Below are 16,929 nucleotides of genomic sequence, written 5' to 3'. Positions count from 1 at the left end.
AGCCGGCTTTCCTCAGGCTGGCTGCTGTGCCTGCGTTACCAGCCATTGCTCAAACAGGTCCAGTGCCTCCGAAACCTTACGGTCATCGGGATAACCAAAATAATAGGATTTATCCACCGGCAAGACGGCCTGCACCGGCATCACAAAACGCCCGCTCTTGATATGTTCCCTGGCAATAAAGGCCGGAAACAGTCCCATGCCCAGACCGGCATCCACCGCAGCCAGCAACATGCTGAAAACCTCGTACCGGGGACCCGCCAGTATATGTGGCTCATACTCATAATGGTTGTGTTCGTACCATTGCATCCAGGCATCGGGCCGCGTCATCATATGCAGGTGAGTCATTTCCGCCAAAGCCTTCACCCCTTTGTGTTTAACCCGTGCCAACAGCTGCGATGAACACACCGGAATCAGTTCCTGTTCGTAAAACAGACGAATACTGCGGGTATTGTTCCAGGGCTGCTCCGCATGATAAATGGCGGCATCCACCGGAAAATCCTTGAATAAAAAGGGGGTCGTCTTGATGGAAAGACTGATGGCAATATCAGGATACAGCCGCTGAAAACCGGCCAGACGGGGTATCAGCCAGGTGGTGGCCAGGGTGGGAACAGTGCCAAGATGCAGGCTGCGGCCAATACCGGCACGACTGATCAGTCCAAACGTGTCTTTTTGCAATTGCTCCAGATGATGCCGGACCCTGGCCGCATATTCCGCACCATGGTCGGTTAGCACAATCCGGCGCCGCACCCGGGTAAACAATTCCACGCCCAGACGCTCTTCCAGCCCGGCTACCTGTCTGAACACCGCACTGTGAGTCAGGGACAATTCCTCGGCAGCGCGGGAGAACGATCCCAGCCGTGCAGAGGCTTCAAAGGCCTGCAAGGCCCCCAGATTGGGCACTCCTTTACGCATGTTTTTTTCCTTTTCAACGGGTTGAAGTGAATATATTGCACCATATTGTGCATTTTTATCAATTGCCTTGTGAGAAAATGGCACATAGAATATGTCTCATTACATTGCAAAACCATAAAATCATTCATTTTCAGGAGTCAATACCATGTCTTCAAATCCTTCTTTCCACTGGGATGATCCTTTATTGCTTAACGAACAGTTAACCGATGAAGAGCGCATGATTCGCGACGCTGCCCACGCCTACTGCCAGGACAAACTGGCACCGCGCGTGCTGGAAGCTTTCCGTCATGAAAAAACCGATCCTTCCATTTTCAGGGAAATGGGTGAACTGGGTCTGCTGGGCGTTACCATTCCGGTTGAATACGGTGGTTCAGGCCTGAACTATGTTTCCTATGGACTGGTTGCGCGTGAAGTGGAACGTATTGACTCCGGCTACCGCTCCATGATGAGCGTGCAGTCTTCACTTGTTATGGTGCCCATCAATGAATTCGGCAGTGAGGTCCAGAAAAAGAAATACCTGCCCAAGCTGGCCACCGGTGAGTGGATTGGCTGCTTTGGCTTGACCGAACCCAACCACGGTTCCGACCCCGACGGTATGGAAACCCGCGCCAGGAAAACCGAAAACGGCTACAGCCTGACCGGCAATAAAATGTGGATCACCAACTCTCCCATTGCCGATGTGTTCGTGGTATGGGCCCGTTGCGTAGGCGGCGAGTTCGATGGCAAGATCCGTGGTTTCATTCTTGAAAAAGGCATGAAAGGCTTAAGCGCCCCCGCCATTCATGGCAAAGTGGGTCTGCGCTCATCCATTACCGGTGAAATCGTGATGGACGAAGTGGAAGTGCCTGACGACCAGATGCTGCCAGGCGTAAGCGGCCTGCGTGGTCCTTTCACTTGCCTGAACTCCGCCCGCTTTGGTATTGCCTGGGGTGCACTGGGTGCGGCTGAAGCCTGCTGGCATACAGCTCGCCAGTACACACTGGATCGCAAACAATTTGGCCGTCCTCTGGCCCAAAACCAGCTGATCCAGAAAAAACTGGCCGACATGCAGACCGAAATCACCATGGGCCTGCAAGGCTGCCTGCGTTTGGGTCGCATGAAAGACGAAGGTACCGCTGCCGTTGAAATCACCTCTATCATGAAACGCAACTCATGCGGCAAGGCATTGGACATTGCCCGCATGGCCCGTGACATGCTGGGCGGTAACGGCATTTCCGACGAGTTTGGTGTGGCCCGCCACCTGGTCAACCTGGAAGTGGTTAATACCTACGAAGGTACCCACGACATTCACGCCCTGATTCTGGGCCGTGCACAAACCGGCCTGCAAGCTTTTTATTGATCCTGACATCCGCATGCGGGCCCGGAAAACAGGCTCGCATGTGGCGAGTGGCAATAATCCCCAATAAAAAAGACTGAAGCGGGTGTAATACCCGGTTCAGTCTTTTTTTGCTTATGCCGTGCCACGCTCTTTGCTCCTTACTGCCTCAAAGCACTGACCTGCGTTCTTCACCCTCAGGTATCAGGCTTCGTCTTTTTCCTGCTTCGAAATATCAAACAAATTGGTGGCATCCAGCTCAAGCACGGTTTCTCCTTTCTGATTGGTTACTTCCCAACTCCAGAGAATAATGCCAATACCGGGACGTGAGTTGGACTCACGCTTTGCCTTGATAATGCCTTTCCAGAACAGATCATCACCAGGGCGCACCGGTTTTAACCACTTCACGTAATCCAGGCCCGGAGAAGCAAATGATTCAGACTCTCCCAATACGGCATCGACCGCCATTTTCATGGCCATGCCACAGGTATGCCAGCCACTGGCAATTAACCCCCCCCAATGACTATCTGCCGCTTTTTCAGGATTAATATGAAACCATTGCGGATCATACGTTTTGGCAAAGGCAAGGATTTCTTCCTGAGTTACACGCCTTGGACCCTGTTCAAAGACCTGTCCCGGCTTGAAATCTGCGAATTTCATTTCATCAACCCTAATTGTTTATTGTGCGATTGGAAACAATTATTATTTCCAATAAACCGATAGTTATATCCGATTTAATAAAAAATGTCACTCACAATCATTGTTTTTGGAAAAATGTTAAAAATCAAATACTTTTAAGCATTTTTTAAATGAACGCCCACATAAACCATTGTGAAATTTAATAACCCGGACAACAAAATATCTTTTGATGGAAATAATGTTTCATCTTCAAGGCACTCATTTTACCGCACTGCACAAAAATTTATCAAATAAATAATGGGCAATCATAGACCGTATTTATGAACTACCACCACCTAACGCCAGGCGTTCAGGGGGGATACAGCGGGACTTATTCAGGTTTCACTGCATAGGACGCGGATATCTCGCTGCATGCATAATGCATCGTCACCAAAACTTGATGCAGAAACCTGCGGGCAAACCTCAAAACCAAACCGTTGCCAATACTGATGGGCACCTTGCACGGCAATCAGCAAGGCCTTGTCCAAGCCCAAAAAAGCGGCCCGATCAAACAGACACAGCAGCATTTTTTCAGCAAGACCACGACGAAGGTGAGGAGTGGCAACGGCTATATCATGAATATAAATACTGTTGCAGGGTTCCGACAGGGCAACATGTGGATGATCCCAAACCGGTATCCGCTCATTGCTCCATGGATAAGCAATCGCATAAGCACATAATTCAGCCTCCCTGAATATACCCCAGCTGGTGCCGGGGACCGATGCAGCCATCACCTTGCTTTCCAGCACCTCTTTTCTTTCACATAACTCAGCCACATAGGCCTGGCGCTGAATATCCAGAATGGCATCAATATCAGGGAGCAATAATTTACGAAGGGAATAGGAAAACATTGATGCTATTTTTTTACGAATGGAAGCCTGTGCCCGCACCAAAACCGGTGTGGGCACATTTACCATTTTCTTGAAAATGAATTACCAGCTGCGAATACCGCCGGTATCCACATGTACAAACCGGCTGTCTGGATAATAACCAACACCACCGGCTTTTAACGACAGCGCAGCGTCACGCAACTCGTCAAGAGGTACGCCGGGCATGCGAATATCCAGCGCCCGCCCCTGCATATGCAGGCTTTTCTTGGCCACGCCACCCCCACGGGTTTTACGCAAACGTTCGTTAGTATGAGGATCACGGTAACCGGAAATAATCTGATAAGGCATGTCAACACGCAAGGCCACCTTGATGCCATCAAGAATGTCATAAAGCGCGGGATCCATGATCCCTACCGTACCGGAGTAATGGTCTCGTAAAAAACGGTTTAAACGGGTAAGTGCCGAATTGACATATTGATTGCCCAAGCGATAAACCAAAGACAGTTTTTCATTGGTATGGGTGTGATCAAGGGCGAGAAGATGATTGGTGGAGCCTAGTGACAAACTGGCATTGACAGATGGGGCGATTGAAAACACAGCACCTGTTAGCGCCAGTTTATGGGTTGTTCGCAAAAACTGGCGTCGTGTATGAGGTGTACGCAACGACATGCTATACATTCTCCTGATGATTTTAAGGATTGGACGCAAACAAGGGCCGTGAGGCCCGTTGCTGCGCATGACGCAGAAGAGCCTGGTTCAGCAGTTTGTCCTGCCCGTATATATCGGGGAAGAAGTACGTTTTATTATTTTTCACGACGACGGTACTGTATGCCAGAACAACAGGAATTGGCTCGCTAAGTGTCATTGTATTCGATTTTCGGGATTCCATTGCCGATTTAATGCGTTTCGCCGTCCATTCGGGCTGGTTGACCAGAACAAACTGTGCCAGCTCGACGGGTTCCTCTACACGAATACAGCCGTGACTGAAATCGCGACGGGTCCGGTCAAACAGCCCGACTGAAGGAGTATGATGCAGGAAAATACTCATATTATTGGGAAAGATGAATTTGATGTCACCCAAGGCGTTTTGTGGGCCGGGACGCTGGCGAATGCGTGCCTGGCCTGCCAATACCGCATTCATGTTTGCTTCGGTGACAGCTGTTGAAACACTGTTGCCCACCACAAACTCCATTCCCTGACGGCTTAAATAGCCAGGATCCCTGCGCAAGCGCGGAATCGTTTCACTGCGGGCAATGGAATAAGGGATATTCCAGTAGGGGCTGAATTCGATGTGCTTCATTTCACCGTCAAACAAAGGGGTACTGGTATTAAAGGCCTTGCCCACAATGACTTTCATTTCAATTTCTGGATCTACCTGACCATTATTAACGGTATAACCCCGCAAAATGAACTCGGGCACATTCACCACAATCATGCGTGGATGTGTGGTTAAGGGTGTCCAGCGCAAACGTTCGAGACTAATTTCAATTTGCCTGACGCGTTCTGCTGGCGTGACTGACAACTGGGCCAACGTACCCTTGCCAAGCACGCCATCGGGCTCCAGTCCGTGCCGTTCCTGGAAATTTTTCACGCCTTGCACCAGTCTGGCATCATACACAGCCGGCACCGCAGTACCAGGAGCAAGGTCTCCCAAAGCCTCGAGTCGCGCCTGGACTCCCGCCAGGCCCGCATATGGTTGTCCGGGTTTAAGGCTCCCCCCCTTAAGAGCAGGCAACGGTGTTTGCCATGCCGGGCTATCCAGCAGGGTTTTATAGTGGGCCAGCACCTTGAGCAGGCTGTTATACATAGGTATGGGGCTGGTAAGGGTTTGAGGCAGACTGGCCAGGTCTTCCTGTTGCAGGGCATTTTGCAGGAAAACATCCGCCTGCGCATCGGTAATGGGCGTCCGGTTGAATTTCTGTTTCACAGTGTCCGGATCAATTCGTCCATTCTTCAGATCTTTGACATACATCCGCATGACCTGGCTAATGCGATGATTCAGTTGAGCCACCTGTTCGGTACTTAATTGCCCGTTATTGGCCTGGGCCAGTGACTGTTTCAGGCTTTCTATGGGGTAATCGGCCGGATTCAGTCCCTGTAGCCCTGCTTGCTCTAACAATACAATGGCTTGCTGTGTCTGTTTAAGCGGCTGGCTGCCAGAAAACCAGAACAATGGTGTTTGCGCAGAGATGGCCACGGCACTTTCAGGCACCTTGCCAAAAACCGGCGGCTGCTCCAGAAAAAGCACGGGCTCTTCGGGTACGGCAAGCACAGGCACATTGGCTGCTACATGAGTGCTTGCACCTGCAGCCAATAAGGCTGCCAACAAGATTTTATGGATTTTCATAGCCACCTCCTGAATCTGTTTTTTATAAATGTTTCGCAAAAAACGAAATTGTTCTAAGGCGTGCCAATTCGGTTGCCGCTTTATCGTAAGAACCGCGCTGGTCGCAGCCAAAACCGTGATCAACCCCAGCATACACAAACATCTCAACACCCGGCTGAGCCCTGCGGATAAGTTCGATATCGCTGGCAGGAATGGATTTATCCAGCTCACCGAAATGCATTTGCACCGGCACCGTGGTTTGCTCATTGGCGACCTGTGCCAAACCACCGCCATACCAGCATGAAGCGGCCTTGACACCAGGTATTTGACACGCAGCCAACCATGCCAGCGTACCCCCCCAGCAATAGCCCACAACACCCACACTGGTCTGCTTGTCCAATGCCTGAACGGCAGCGGCAATATCCTGCAAAACCTGTTCCTGGCTGATTTCACTGCGCAGATCAAGGCCCTTTTGTATATCTTTCGGGGTATAGCCCAGTTCCACCTTTGCCTGAACCCTGTCAAACAGTGCGGGTGCGATCACACGATAGCCCTGACCGGCAAAAAAATCGGCAACATCACGTATATGGCTATTCACACCAAAAATTTCCTGAATAACCACAATACCTGCACGGGCAGTCTCCGCTCCAGCCACATAAGCATCAAAAACGTGGCCATCTTGCGCCCGCAAAGTCATGTACATAAGCATTCTCCGTTATCGTTAAAATATGAACAAAGCCCCGCTTGTTCCTTTCATTAATCCTGCATTCCTTTCTACCATACTTCTTACAAAATCACAAAAGGCGGTAATGCGTTTAAGACGCTTCAGGTCCTCATGAAAATACATCCAGAAACTGCGCTGAATATGGATTTCTTCGGGCAAAATGACGACCAGCTGCGGATTCTGGGCTGCCATGAAGCAAGGCAGGATAGCCAGTGCCTGTCCCTGCAAACAGGCAAAATATTGTGCAATGATACTGGTACTTTTGAAGACAACGTTGCTCAAAGGCAGCACATCTTCCAGGTAACGCAGCTGGTCGCTGTAAATCAGCTCTTCCACATAACTGATCCCGGGATGAAGCCTCAGGTCATCCTGATGCCGGATGGGAGGATGGTTTTGCAAATATTCGCGTGTTCCATATAGCTTCAGGGAATAATCACACAGTTTCCTGCACACATAAGGTCCGCGCAAAGGACGTTCAATCGTAATGGCGATATCGGCCTCACGCCGGGTCAGGCTGACAAAGCGGGGCACCGGCAAGACATCAAGGGTGATATCAGGATATTGTTGCTGAAACCGCATGGACAGGGGGGTAATGATGTAACTGCCAAAACCCTCGGTAGCCGCCACCCTGATATGCCCCGACAAGGACTCTCCCACCCCGGTAACCTTCTCGCGGGCATTAAACAAATGGCTTTCCATTTGCTCAACATGGGCCAACAGTTCATGACCGGCTGCCGTCAGGACAAACCCTGAGGAACGGGACTTGTCAAACAGCAAAGTATCCATTTGCGTTTCCAGCTGACGGATCCTTCTTGCCACGGTGGTGTGCTCAACACCCAGACGCAGGGCGGCTGCGCTGACACGCTGGGTTCTTGCCACCTCAAGAAAATATCTCAGCCCATCCCAGTCAAGTGTTTTCATATGTGCATTTTTAAACAATAGATGTGCATATTTTATATTGCAATTTTAATTTGTACACATCAAACTGTATCGGGTCCAAAGAGACTTATGAAAATGCAAGAAAAAACCCGGAGACAAATTATGAAATTTCCAGTGCACGCACTCGCCCTGAGTTGCGCATTGGCGTTCAGCTCAACGGCTGGCGCCAGTGACATCCCCCCCGTCAAAATCGGTGTCCTCACCGACATGTCCGGCACCTATGCTTCCATGGGTGGCCCCGGATCCGTGGCAGCCGCCAGAATGGCGATTAATGATTGCCTGGCTGCCGAATGCAAGGGTATGCAAATCGATCTGGTGTCCGCTGACAACCAGAACAAAGCTGACGTGGGTGCCGCCAAGGCCAGGGAATGGTTTGACCGTGATGGCGTGACCGCCATTGCCGACCTGACCAACTCGGCGGTGGCGCTGGCCGTCCAGAACATTGCCCGTGACAAAAACAAGGTGGTACTTTTTTCCGGCCCGGCCACAACGGCCCTGACCAATAAAGAATGCTCTCCGGTGGGCTTTCACTGGATGTTTGACACCTATTCACAATCAGTGGGGGGCGCCAAGGCCACCATTGCCACCGGTGGCAAATCATGGTTCTTCCTCACGGTTGACTACGCTTTTGGACACTCACTTGAAGCCGATACATCAAAAATGGTGGAATCGCTGGGTGGCAAGGTAAATGGTGCGGTTCGTCACCCTCTGAACAACTCCGATTATGCCTCTTTCATGCTGCAGGCACAAAGCTCCAAAGCCGATGTGGTCGCGCTGGCCAATGGTGGCCAGGATACGGTCAATGCGGTCAAGCAGGCCAAGGAATTTGGGGTTAGCGAGGGCGGCCAGCGACTGGTATCCCTGCTGATTTTCCTCTCTGACCTGCGCGCACTGGGCAATGAAAGCGCCCAGGGGCTCAGTTATGTTGACGGTTTTTACTGGGATTTTGATGATAATACCCGTGACTGGTCCAACCGTTTTGCCAAGGAATTCAACAATCTGAAGCCCACCATGACCCAGGCCGGCGTGTATTCAAGTGTCTTGCATTACCTGAAAGCAGTCGCTGCCGCCAAGTCTACCGAAGGAGATAAAGTAGCCGCCAAAATGCGCGAGATACCCATTGAAGACCCCATCATGCACAACGCTTCCATTCAGCCCAATGGCCGTGTGATTCACGACATGTATCTGTATGAAGTCAAAAAGCCGTCTGAAAAACAAAGCGAATGGGATTACTCGAAACTGCTGGCCACCATTCCGGCCGCAGAAGCTTTCCAGCCCCTTTCCGAATCAAGCTGCTCTCTTCTTAAATAAGTAAAAGGATTACATAATGCGTTCCATCCCAGAAGTTCCCCTGATTATCAATGGTGAAAAAATCCGTTCCAAGTCCGATGTCTGGCAAGATGTGGTGAATCCGGCCAACCAGGAAGTGGTTGCTCGGGTTCCCTTTGCCACCCTTGACGAAGTGGATCAGGCCGTTGCCAGTGCCAAGGAAGCCTTCAAGACCTGGCGCAATAGCGGTCAGGGTACCCGCATGCGGGTCATGCTGAAACTGCAGCAACTGGTGCGTGAAAACGCCACCAAGCTGGCCGAACTGATTACCCTGGAACATGGCAAGACCCTGCCCGATGCCGAAGGTGAGGTGGGCAGGGGTCTTGAGGTCATTGAACACGCCTGCTCGATTGTCAGCCTGCAGCTGGGTGAATATGCCGAAAATGCGGCATCGGGTATTGATGTCTATACTTTGAACCAACCTTTGGGCGTTTGTGCCGGTATAACCGCTTTCAACTTCCCCATCATGCTGCCCTGCTTCATGTTCCCGATTGCCGTTGCGTGCGGCAATACCTTTGTGCTTAAACCCTCCGAGCAAGATCCCAGTTCATCCTTGTTTCTGGCCGAACTGGCCCTTGAGGCAGGCTTGCCTCCGGGTGTCCTGAACGTGGTGCATGGCGGCCCTGAAGTGGCCAACCGCTTGTGCGAGCACCCGGACATCAAGGCAGTGTCTTTTATTGGATCCACCCGCGTGGGCACGGAAATCTATCGGCGCTCTTCCAATGCCGGCAAACGCTGCCAGGCCATGATGGGTGCCAAAAACCATTGCGTCATTCTGCCGGATGCCGACAAGGAAGTGGCACTGAACCAACTGGTGGGTGCCGCTTTTGGCGCTGCCGGCCAACGCTGCATGGCCACGTCCGTCGCGGTCATGGTGGGCAAGACCAAAGAATGGCTGGATGATTTTGTTGAGCGCAGCAAAAAACTCAAGGTCAATGTCGGTACCGACCGTGCGGCAGACCTGGGGCCACTGGTCTCTCCGGCCGCTCGTGAACGGGTACGCGGACTGATTCAGTCCGGTATTGATGAAGGCGCCAGCCTCCTGCTGGATGGCCGTGACATTACCGTTGAGGGTTATGAAAACGGCAACTTCGTTGGCCCCACCATTTTTTCCAATGTAAAAGCAGACATGCGCATTTACCGTGAGGAAATTTTTGGCCCGGTATTGTGTGTCGTTTGCGTGGACACCCTGGACGAAGCGATAGACTTCATTAATGCCAACCCCAATGGCAATGGCGTGGCCATCTTCACCCAAAGTGGTGGCGATGCCCGTTATTTCCAGAACAATGTCGATGTTGGTCAGATTGGTATCAATATTCCCATCCCCGTACCCGTGGCCTGGTTCAGTTTCACCGGCTCACGCGGCTCAAAACTGGGCGACCTGGGACCGAACGGCAAACAGGCTGTCAGCTTCTGGACCCAAACCAAATCCATCACGGCGCGCTGGACTCATCACGCCCAAGGCGTCAACACCACCATTAAAATGGAATAAAATCTGCTTTGCGGGTCTGCCAGAAATGGCAGGCAGATAAAAACCTAGCAAAAAGAGATACGCTATTGCGTATCTCTTTTTGTATTATTGATTGCCTTTTATACCAGCAGTATCAATGACTTTTTTCCAGCGTACCAACTCTTCTTCCGTATACTTGCCCAGTGCTTCAGGCCCCATGAACTCTGCCATTGCCCCCAATGTTTCAGCTTTTTCACGATAGGCATCGGTCGCCATGATTTTTTCAATTTCACCAGCCAGTTTCTGTACAACCGTATTAGGAGTCCCTGCTGGCGCATACATGGCGAACCAGGAGGAAACCTGCAAATCAGGATAACCCGCCTCTGCCGCCGTAGGTACCTCAGGTGCCGAATCCAGACGCTCTTTGCCAGTCACCACCAGTGCTTTCAAGGCTCCCGACTTTATATGAGGCAACAAAGGAGGCGGTGTCGTAATGGTTAAATCCACCACCCCTCCAAGTAAATCGGTCAAGGCAGGGCCTGTTCCCTTATAAGGCACATGAGTGGTTTCGATATTCGCCATTTGATTCAGCTGTTCGGTAGCCACTTGCTGAAGTGAGCCGTTACCTGAAGAGGCATAATTGAGTTTGCCCGGATTCTTCATTGCATAATCCACAAACTCTTTCAGGTTATTAACAGGCAGGTCTTTCTTGACCACCAGCACTTGTGGTGCCGACAAAACATTGGCGACCGGCGCAAAAGACTTAACCGGATCCCAACTGACCTTATCAATATTCGGCGTGATTACCTGAAAACCTGAATATTGCAGTAATAAAGTATAGCCATCCGGTTTTGCCCTTAAAACCTGTGAGGCAGCGATCCCCCCCGATGCCCCCGGTTTGTTTTCCACGACAACTGATTGCCCCAAAGCCTTGCTTAACGGCTCTGCAATCATGCGGGCAGCAAGATCGGTTGTTCCACCCGGTGCTGCTGAAACGATCAGGGAGATTGGACGGTCTGGGTAAGATGCTTCCTGGGCGTTAGCATTACTAACCAGACCTGCCAATAAGATGGCTTGGCACAATGGCTTTAATGTTATGTATTTTTTCACTACTCGTCTCCGTTAAATATTAAAGTTTTTCAAACCGTACTGGCTACACAATCCAGGACCGGATGCAATTTCAAACGTGGACCCGCTTTCAGGATCTGGCCGGGCACATCATGACCGATCAGCTTGGGCAACAGCGACGCCACCGCTAAAATCCCCGGCAAATCAACACCGGTATCCAGCCCCATCAACTCAAACATATGCACCATATCTTCCGTACATACATTACCCGAAGCGCCCGGTGCATAAGGACATCCGCCCAATCCTCCCAGAGAAGCGTCAAAACGGTTTATGCCCACCGCGATTGCCGCATTGGCATTGGCCAGGGCCATCCCGCGTGTATTGTGAAAATGCGCGGTTAGCTCAAGCCCGGGAAATTGCGACTTAACGCGTTCAAACAGCGCACCAACCTGCGTGGGATATGCCATGCCGGTGGTATCGCATAATGTGATGCCATGCACACCCAACCCGGCAAAGCGATCTGTCCAGGACAAGACCTCATCTTGAGCCACATCCCCTTCCATGGGACAACCAAAAGCGCAGGAAAGGGAAACATTGATCTGTACCGGCGTTGATTTGACTTCACCGATAATACCGGCCAACTGTTCAAAAGAACGCTCACGCGTCATGCGCAAATTGGACTGATTATGCTGCTCACTGACGGACATCACCAAGTTGATTTCATCCACCCCACACGACATGGCTCTTTCCGCGCCACGCAAATTGGGCACCAGCACGGTATACAACACATCGGGGTTGCGTCGAATACGGTGCATGACCTCTTCAGCATCACGCAACGCGGGAATGGCTTTGGGTGACGTAAATGACGTGACTTCAATTTTGGCATAGCCACATTCACTTAACCGGTCCACGATTGCAATCTTTTCTTCGGTCGGGATAAAAACGGCCTCGTTCTGAAACCCGTCACGACACGCCACTTCCTGCATATAAATTTTATTGCTCGTCATTGCTTTCGTCCCCACCTAAATGATTCCCTGTTCGCGCCATTGCTGCTGCGTTTGTTCATCTATCCCCAATGCACTCAATACGCTTGCCGTATCCTGACCCAACGTGGGTGCCCTGCGATGCACCTCGCCCGGTGTGCCGCTTAATTTGGGCACAATACCCGGCAGGATAACTGGCGTGCCATCTTCAAGCTCACCTTGCAACAGCATTTCCCGCTCTTTATAATGCGGGTCATTAACGATATCGGCCACGTCATAAATTTTTCCGGCCGGGATACGTGACTCGTGCAGGGCCTGCAACACATCCTCCAAAGAATGCTGGGCGGCCCATTGTCCAATGACCCCATCAATATATTCAGCCTGTCTGGAGCGACCATCATTATGCGCAAACTCGGGATCATTGCCAATATCATCACGCCCGATCAAGCTCATCAGACGCTTGAAAATACTGTCTCCGTTACCGGCAATCAGGGCATATTTGCCATCCGCGCAGCGATACGCATTACTGGGAGTAATCCCTGGCAAGCTGCTGCCCGCGGGTTGCCGGATTTCATTGAAAGCCGAATACTCGGCGACCATGCTTTCCATCATATTGAACACGGACTCGTAAAGCGCCACATCAATGACTTGCCCATCGCCCCCATTCTGGTCACGATGACGCAAAGCCAGCAAAACACCAATCACGCCATGCAAGGCAGACAGGGAATCGCCAATCGAGATACCCACCCGTACCGGTGGACGGCCCGGCTCACCGCTCAGGTGCCTTAATCCCCCCATGGCCTCACCCACCACACCAAAGCCGGGAAGATCTTTATAGGGGCCGGTTTGTCCATAACCCGAGACCCGAAGCATAATCAGGCGCGGATTGATGGCCTTCAATTCTTCCCAACCCAGCCCCCATTTCTCAAGGGTTCCGGGACGGAAGTTTTCCACCAGCACATCCACTTCTTTAATTAAAAGGCGAATGACATCCTGCCCTTCTTTCTGGCGCAAATCCAGGGTAACCGACTGTTTGTTCCTGGACTGCGAAGCCCACCAGACCGATGTGCCCTCATGCAACAAACGCCATTTTCGTAAGGGGTCTCCGGTTTCCGGAGGTTCTATCTTTATGACCTCGGCACCAAATTCTGCCAGCATTTTGCAGGCAAAAGGTCCTGCAATGAGTTGTCCCAGTTCTAGTACCTTGACGCCGTCCAGTGGTTTTGTCATTCCTGTTGCCTCTTATTGCTTTCAATAAGACACTATGATGAAAGCAAATCGGCTTTTTGAAAATCAATTTTTTCTAAACCACCCTTTCCTGAAATTCAAGGCAGCGGCGCAGACTCGTTATTTTGGCTGGCATGCCGGGCCCGTTTCAGAAAAGCATACAGACGCAAGGCATCGGGGGTCAGGCTATGTTCATTACGTACCCCAATCCATAAAGTGCGCTCTGCCCAGCTGTCCAGCAGATCAACCGCATGCAGGCCGGTACCCAGAATTTCGGGGCGGACCGAGGCTCGAGGCAAAAGTCCAATACCCAGCCCGGCCTCTATCATGCGACAAATGGCATCAAAACTGCTTACCTGTACCCGCAGGCGCAATGATTTTTCAGCAGCCAAAGCGGCTTCCTGCATACGAACCAGCAAAGAGCTGCCATCGGACAAGCCCACAAAATCGTAATGCAGCACATCCCTGAAATATACCGGTGGCGAACCCCGCAACGCATGGGAAGAAGGTACCAGCAACACCAGCTGATCAAAGCGATACAGACTTTTCTGCACTTGCCCACTGGGAATATTATCGGCAAAAATGCCAATATCAATTTTTTCCTGGGTCAATGCCGAAATAATCTCATGACTCAACTTTTCTTCAAGGCTCAAGCGAATCGCCGGATTCTGGCTGGAAAACCGGGCCAGATCACCGGGCAAAAACTGAATCACCGCAGAGGTATTGGCCCACATCCGGACCTGACCACGCAGGCCTGCGGCATAATCACCCATATCGGCAGCCATACGGTTAATCGTGCTGATGACCTGTTGGGCATGCTCCACCAGTGCGTGCCCGGCAGGCGTTAGCGTCACCCCCCTGGGCTGCCGGATGAAAAGCGTGCAATTAAGCTGTTTTTCAAGCTCGGAAACCCGCTTGCTGGCGGCCGACAAAGTAAGGTGTGCCCCCTGGGCCGCTTTGGTAAGACTGGAGTGTTGGGCAGCCAGCAGGAAAACACGCAGGGAATGAGGATCAAACCTGGATAAATTCAAAATCAGACTGGCACCGTATTTAACACGGAAGGCCTTTGAGAAAATTTCGCATGCCAGGCATCCAGCTTGGGATATGACTTGCGCCAGTCGAAGTGGGCAAAACGAAAATCAAGATAACCCAACAAGCAGGCCAGCCCCAACAGGGCAATATCCTCGCGACCTTCCAGGGATTCTGCCTTGCCTTCAAAATAATCCAGCGTGGTGCGCGCCTTATCCATTTGCGCATCCACCCAGGCCAGCCACTGCAACTCTACAGGACGCACACTGATTTCATAACGGGTAGCCACCAATGCACTGAGCGAACCATCCAGGGCCGTCAGTTCAGACAAAATACCCCAGCGGCTGTCCTTATCGCCAAACAGAGTACCATTGGCTTTTTCATTCAAATACTCGCAAATGACACGACTGTCATAAAGCACCTGGCCATCATCAGTCACCAGGGTGGGAACCTGTCCCAAAGGATTAAGCGCTATCAGTGTTTGCAAGCGGTTAACCGGGTGAACCTGAACCGGTTCTTTTTCAATTTGATCCAGCAAGCCCAGCTCTTCTGCCACCATCATCACTTTACGAACAAAAGGTGATGATGTTGAATAATAAAGCTTCATTCATATTCTCCAAATAGATCTTGATCATTTCCAGTTGTATTACCAATGATTGTAAGTGAATATGCTGACAGAATGATTGTCTTGTCTTAAAAACAAAAAGCAGTTGTATCAAAACCGTCACAAGTTGTTACCGCTCTCTGCAAACCCTTCGACTCACGTCTTCCCCCGCATCAAAAAAAACACCTGTCCGCAAATGCGATACAGGTGTTTTTGAACCAGGCCTTTGCATGGCCATCTTTCACAACACTGCCATGCAAAACCTGTTATTGCGTTATACCTTATTCAAAGGGTTTGGCGCGTGGTGTCAAATCACTGGAAGGTGGCAGAATAGGCATTTCAAACCGTGGCTGATCACCGGTCAGGGTTTTCAGGAAGGCGACAATATCTTCAATTTCATTGTCTGTAAACTTGCGGCCCAACTGCAGTCTTCCCATAATGTCCACCGCTTCAGCCAATGTGTTGGCCGCACCATCGTGGAAGTACGGATAGGTTAGTTCCACGTTGCGCAGGGTAGGCACCTTGAACATCATACGGTCAACGTCTTTACCGGTCACACCGGCACGGCCGGCTGCTTCGTTATCGGTGACGTACGGCTCGACCAGACCCATTTTCTGGAATGAGGATCCGCCAGCGTTGGCACCATTATGACAGGCAACGCAACCGCTTTCCTTAAAGGTCAGATAACCACGCAGTTCCTGATCATTAATCGCATTTTCATCACCTTTCAACCAACGGTCAAAAGGTGCGTTAGGCGTTACCAGGGTTTCTTCAAACACTGCCAGTGCTTTGGTCACTTCATTAATCGTGATGGTGTCGGTACCATATACTTTTTTGAACTCTTCCTTGTATTGAGGAATGGACTCAAGAATATTCACCACCAGGTCATGTGAGGAAGCCATTTCCAGCGGGTTGGCAATGGGACCACCAGCCTGCTCACGCAAGTCTGCCGCACGACCGTCCCAGAACTGGACAAAGTTCAGGCTGGAGTTCAATACGGTTGGTGAGTTGATGGGTCCTTCTTGCCAGTTGTGACCAATTGAGGTTGGCAGGTTATCGCTGCCGCCCATGCCCAGGTTATGGCAAGAGTTACAGGAAATGAAACCCGACCGCGACAAACGGGGATCAAAGAACAGTTTTTTACCCAGCTCGACTTCTGCAGGATTCTGACCACTTGCAGGTTCGATGGCAACAATCAATTCATTATTGGGTTTGTAGCGTTCTGTTTTGGTGGCCTCTGCCGCTTTGTCTTGGGCCATGACACTTGCACTACCGGCCAGACATAATAGTGATGCCAGCGCGTAGCTACCAATGGATTTTTTCATTTTCACCATAATACAACCTCTCTAAAAAATATAAGTATCTTTTTTAAAAATCTTTTCAAGAAGATACTTATTAATTCCCCGTATTGAGTTTTTAATAAATTAATTTAAAGCTTAATCCTATGGTAACTGCAGATTACATAGACAATATTGTTATAAATCAAATTTAATCGCAATAAACTATTAAGTTGAT

The 16,929-nt window shown here is 50.7% G+C and carries 16 protein-coding genes; 3 read left to right on the top strand and 13 right to left on the bottom strand.

Annotated elements, in window-relative coordinates:
• Window positions 1-12 precede the first annotated feature (12 nt).
• A complete protein-coding gene (locus HCX92_RS04920; protein WP_169293816.1) occupies window positions 13-912 on the bottom strand; it encodes a LysR substrate-binding domain-containing protein in 900 nt (299 codons plus the stop codon).
• A gap of 145 nt (window positions 913-1,057) precedes the next feature.
• On the opposite strand from HCX92_RS04920, the gene HCX92_RS04915 reads away from it, so the two are divergent.
• Complete coding sequence (locus tag HCX92_RS04915) at window positions 1,058-2,251, top strand: acyl-CoA dehydrogenase (RefSeq protein ID WP_169293815.1); 1,194 nt, start codon at window positions 1,058-1,060, stop codon at window positions 2,249-2,251.
• Between the two features lie 180 nt (window positions 2,252-2,431).
• Here HCX92_RS04915 and HCX92_RS04910 read toward each other — a convergent pair whose 3' ends face one another.
• The 6 genes from HCX92_RS04910 to HCX92_RS04885 all read right to left on the bottom strand — a co-directional run bounded on the left by HCX92_RS04910 (window position 2,432) and on the right by HCX92_RS04885 (window position 7,706).
• Window positions 2,432-2,887, bottom strand: a complete 456-nt coding sequence (locus HCX92_RS04910; RefSeq protein WP_169293814.1) for a MaoC family dehydratase — start codon at window positions 2,885-2,887, stop codon at window positions 2,432-2,434.
• Window positions 2,888-3,240: 353 nt separating this feature from the next.
• Window positions 3,241-3,813: a GNAT family N-acetyltransferase gene (locus HCX92_RS04905; RefSeq protein WP_169293813.1), complete on the bottom strand. Its 573-nt coding sequence runs from the start codon at window positions 3,811-3,813 to the stop codon at window positions 3,241-3,243.
• Window positions 3,814-3,837: 24 nt separating this feature from the next.
• A complete protein-coding gene (locus HCX92_RS04900; RefSeq protein WP_169293812.1) occupies window positions 3,838-4,404 on the bottom strand; it encodes a DUF882 domain-containing protein in 567 nt (188 codons plus the stop codon).
• A gap of 22 nt (window positions 4,405-4,426) precedes the next feature.
• Window positions 4,427-6,082 (bottom strand): murein L,D-transpeptidase, encoded by a 1,656-nt coding sequence (locus HCX92_RS04895; protein ID WP_211182276.1) that lies wholly within the window; start codon window positions 6,080-6,082, stop codon window positions 4,427-4,429.
• A gap of 22 nt (window positions 6,083-6,104) precedes the next feature.
• A complete protein-coding gene (locus HCX92_RS04890; RefSeq protein ID WP_169293811.1) occupies window positions 6,105-6,764 on the bottom strand; it encodes a dienelactone hydrolase family protein in 660 nt (219 codons plus the stop codon).
• An 18-nt stretch (window positions 6,765-6,782) separates the two neighbouring features.
• Window positions 6,783-7,706, bottom strand: coding sequence for a LysR family transcriptional regulator (locus HCX92_RS04885; protein WP_169293810.1), 924 nt, complete (start codon window positions 7,704-7,706; stop codon window positions 6,783-6,785).
• A gap of 120 nt (window positions 7,707-7,826) precedes the next feature.
• On the opposite strand from HCX92_RS04885, the gene HCX92_RS04880 reads away from it, so the two are divergent.
• Both HCX92_RS04880 and HCX92_RS04875 read left to right on the top strand, forming a co-directional pair.
• Entirely contained in the window at window positions 7,827-9,035 is a 1,209-nt protein-coding gene (locus tag HCX92_RS04880; protein WP_169293809.1) for an ABC transporter substrate-binding protein, read from the top strand.
• A 16-nt stretch (window positions 9,036-9,051) separates the two neighbouring features.
• Complete coding sequence (locus HCX92_RS04875; RefSeq protein WP_169293808.1) at window positions 9,052-10,545, top strand: CoA-acylating methylmalonate-semialdehyde dehydrogenase; 1,494 nt, start codon at window positions 9,052-9,054, stop codon at window positions 10,543-10,545.
• Between the two features lie 84 nt (window positions 10,546-10,629).
• Here HCX92_RS04875 and HCX92_RS04870 read toward each other — a convergent pair whose 3' ends face one another.
• From HCX92_RS04870 to HCX92_RS04845, 6 genes are all read right to left on the bottom strand, one after another.
• On the bottom strand, window positions 10,630-11,613 hold the full coding sequence (locus tag HCX92_RS04870; protein WP_371808391.1) for a Bug family tripartite tricarboxylate transporter substrate binding protein: 984 nt from the start codon (window positions 11,611-11,613) through the stop codon (window positions 10,630-10,632).
• A 29-nt stretch (window positions 11,614-11,642) separates the two neighbouring features.
• Complete coding sequence (locus tag HCX92_RS04865; protein WP_169293807.1) at window positions 11,643-12,578, bottom strand: hydroxymethylglutaryl-CoA lyase; 936 nt, start codon at window positions 12,576-12,578, stop codon at window positions 11,643-11,645.
• A gap of 15 nt (window positions 12,579-12,593) precedes the next feature.
• The gene (locus tag HCX92_RS04860; protein ID WP_169293806.1) at window positions 12,594-13,784 is read right to left on the bottom strand and encodes a CaiB/BaiF CoA-transferase family protein; all 1,191 of its coding nucleotides are present in this window, start codon (window positions 13,782-13,784) and stop codon (window positions 12,594-12,596) included.
• A gap of 95 nt (window positions 13,785-13,879) precedes the next feature.
• Entirely contained in the window at window positions 13,880-14,815 is a 936-nt protein-coding gene (locus tag HCX92_RS04855; protein ID WP_169293956.1) for a LysR family transcriptional regulator, read from the bottom strand.
• Window positions 14,815-15,417, bottom strand: coding sequence for a glutathione S-transferase (locus HCX92_RS04850; protein ID WP_169293805.1), 603 nt, complete (start codon window positions 15,415-15,417; stop codon window positions 14,815-14,817). The genes HCX92_RS04855 and HCX92_RS04850 overlap by 1 nt, the downstream gene beginning before the upstream one ends.
• 278 nt (window positions 15,418-15,695) lie before the next feature.
• Window positions 15,696-16,673, bottom strand: coding sequence for a cytochrome-c peroxidase (locus tag HCX92_RS04845; RefSeq protein ID WP_169293955.1), 978 nt, complete (start codon window positions 16,671-16,673; stop codon window positions 15,696-15,698).
• Window positions 16,674-16,929: the final 256 nt, after the last annotated feature.

Origin of the sequence: Advenella sp. EE-W14, assembly GCF_012923605.1 — a bacterium.
GTDB classification, from domain to species: Bacteria; Pseudomonadota; Gammaproteobacteria; order Burkholderiales; family Burkholderiaceae_B; genus Advenella; species Advenella alkanexedens.
Note: the sequence above shows the minus strand (reverse complement) of the source record. Positions and strands in the feature narration are given on the sequence as shown.

Coding starts and splice junctions, on each gene's coding strand:
- HCX92_RS04875 (WP_169293808.1), top strand. CDS start 9,052: ATGCGTTCCATCCCAGAAGTTCCCCTGATTATCAATGGTGAAAAAATC.
- HCX92_RS04860 (WP_169293806.1), bottom strand. CDS start 13,784: ATGACAAAACCACTGGACGGCGTCAAGGTACTAGAACTGGGACAACTC.
- HCX92_RS04910 (WP_169293814.1), bottom strand. CDS start 2,887: ATGAAATTCGCAGATTTCAAGCCGGGACAGGTCTTTGAACAGGGTCCA.
- HCX92_RS04895 (WP_211182276.1), bottom strand. CDS start 6,082: ATGAAAATCCATAAAATCTTGTTGGCAGCCTTATTGGCTGCAGGTGCA.
- HCX92_RS04865 (WP_169293807.1), bottom strand. CDS start 12,578: ATGACGAGCAATAAAATTTATATGCAGGAAGTGGCGTGTCGTGACGGG.
- HCX92_RS04900 (WP_169293812.1), bottom strand. CDS start 4,404: ATGTCGTTGCGTACACCTCATACACGACGCCAGTTTTTGCGAACAACC.
- HCX92_RS04885 (WP_169293810.1), bottom strand. CDS start 7,706: ATGAAAACACTTGACTGGGATGGGCTGAGATATTTTCTTGAGGTGGCA.
- HCX92_RS04880 (WP_169293809.1), top strand. CDS start 7,827: ATGAAATTTCCAGTGCACGCACTCGCCCTGAGTTGCGCATTGGCGTTC.
- HCX92_RS04845 (WP_169293955.1), bottom strand. CDS start 16,673: ATGGCCCAAGACAAAGCGGCAGAGGCCACCAAAACAGAACGCTACAAA.
- HCX92_RS04920 (WP_169293816.1), bottom strand. CDS start 912: ATGCGTAAAGGAGTGCCCAATCTGGGGGCCTTGCAGGCCTTTGAAGCC.
- HCX92_RS04890 (WP_169293811.1), bottom strand. CDS start 6,764: ATGTACATGACTTTGCGGGCGCAAGATGGCCACGTTTTTGATGCTTAT.
- HCX92_RS04850 (WP_169293805.1), bottom strand. CDS start 15,417: ATGAAGCTTTATTATTCAACATCATCACCTTTTGTTCGTAAAGTGATG.
- HCX92_RS04915 (WP_169293815.1), top strand. CDS start 1,058: ATGTCTTCAAATCCTTCTTTCCACTGGGATGATCCTTTATTGCTTAAC.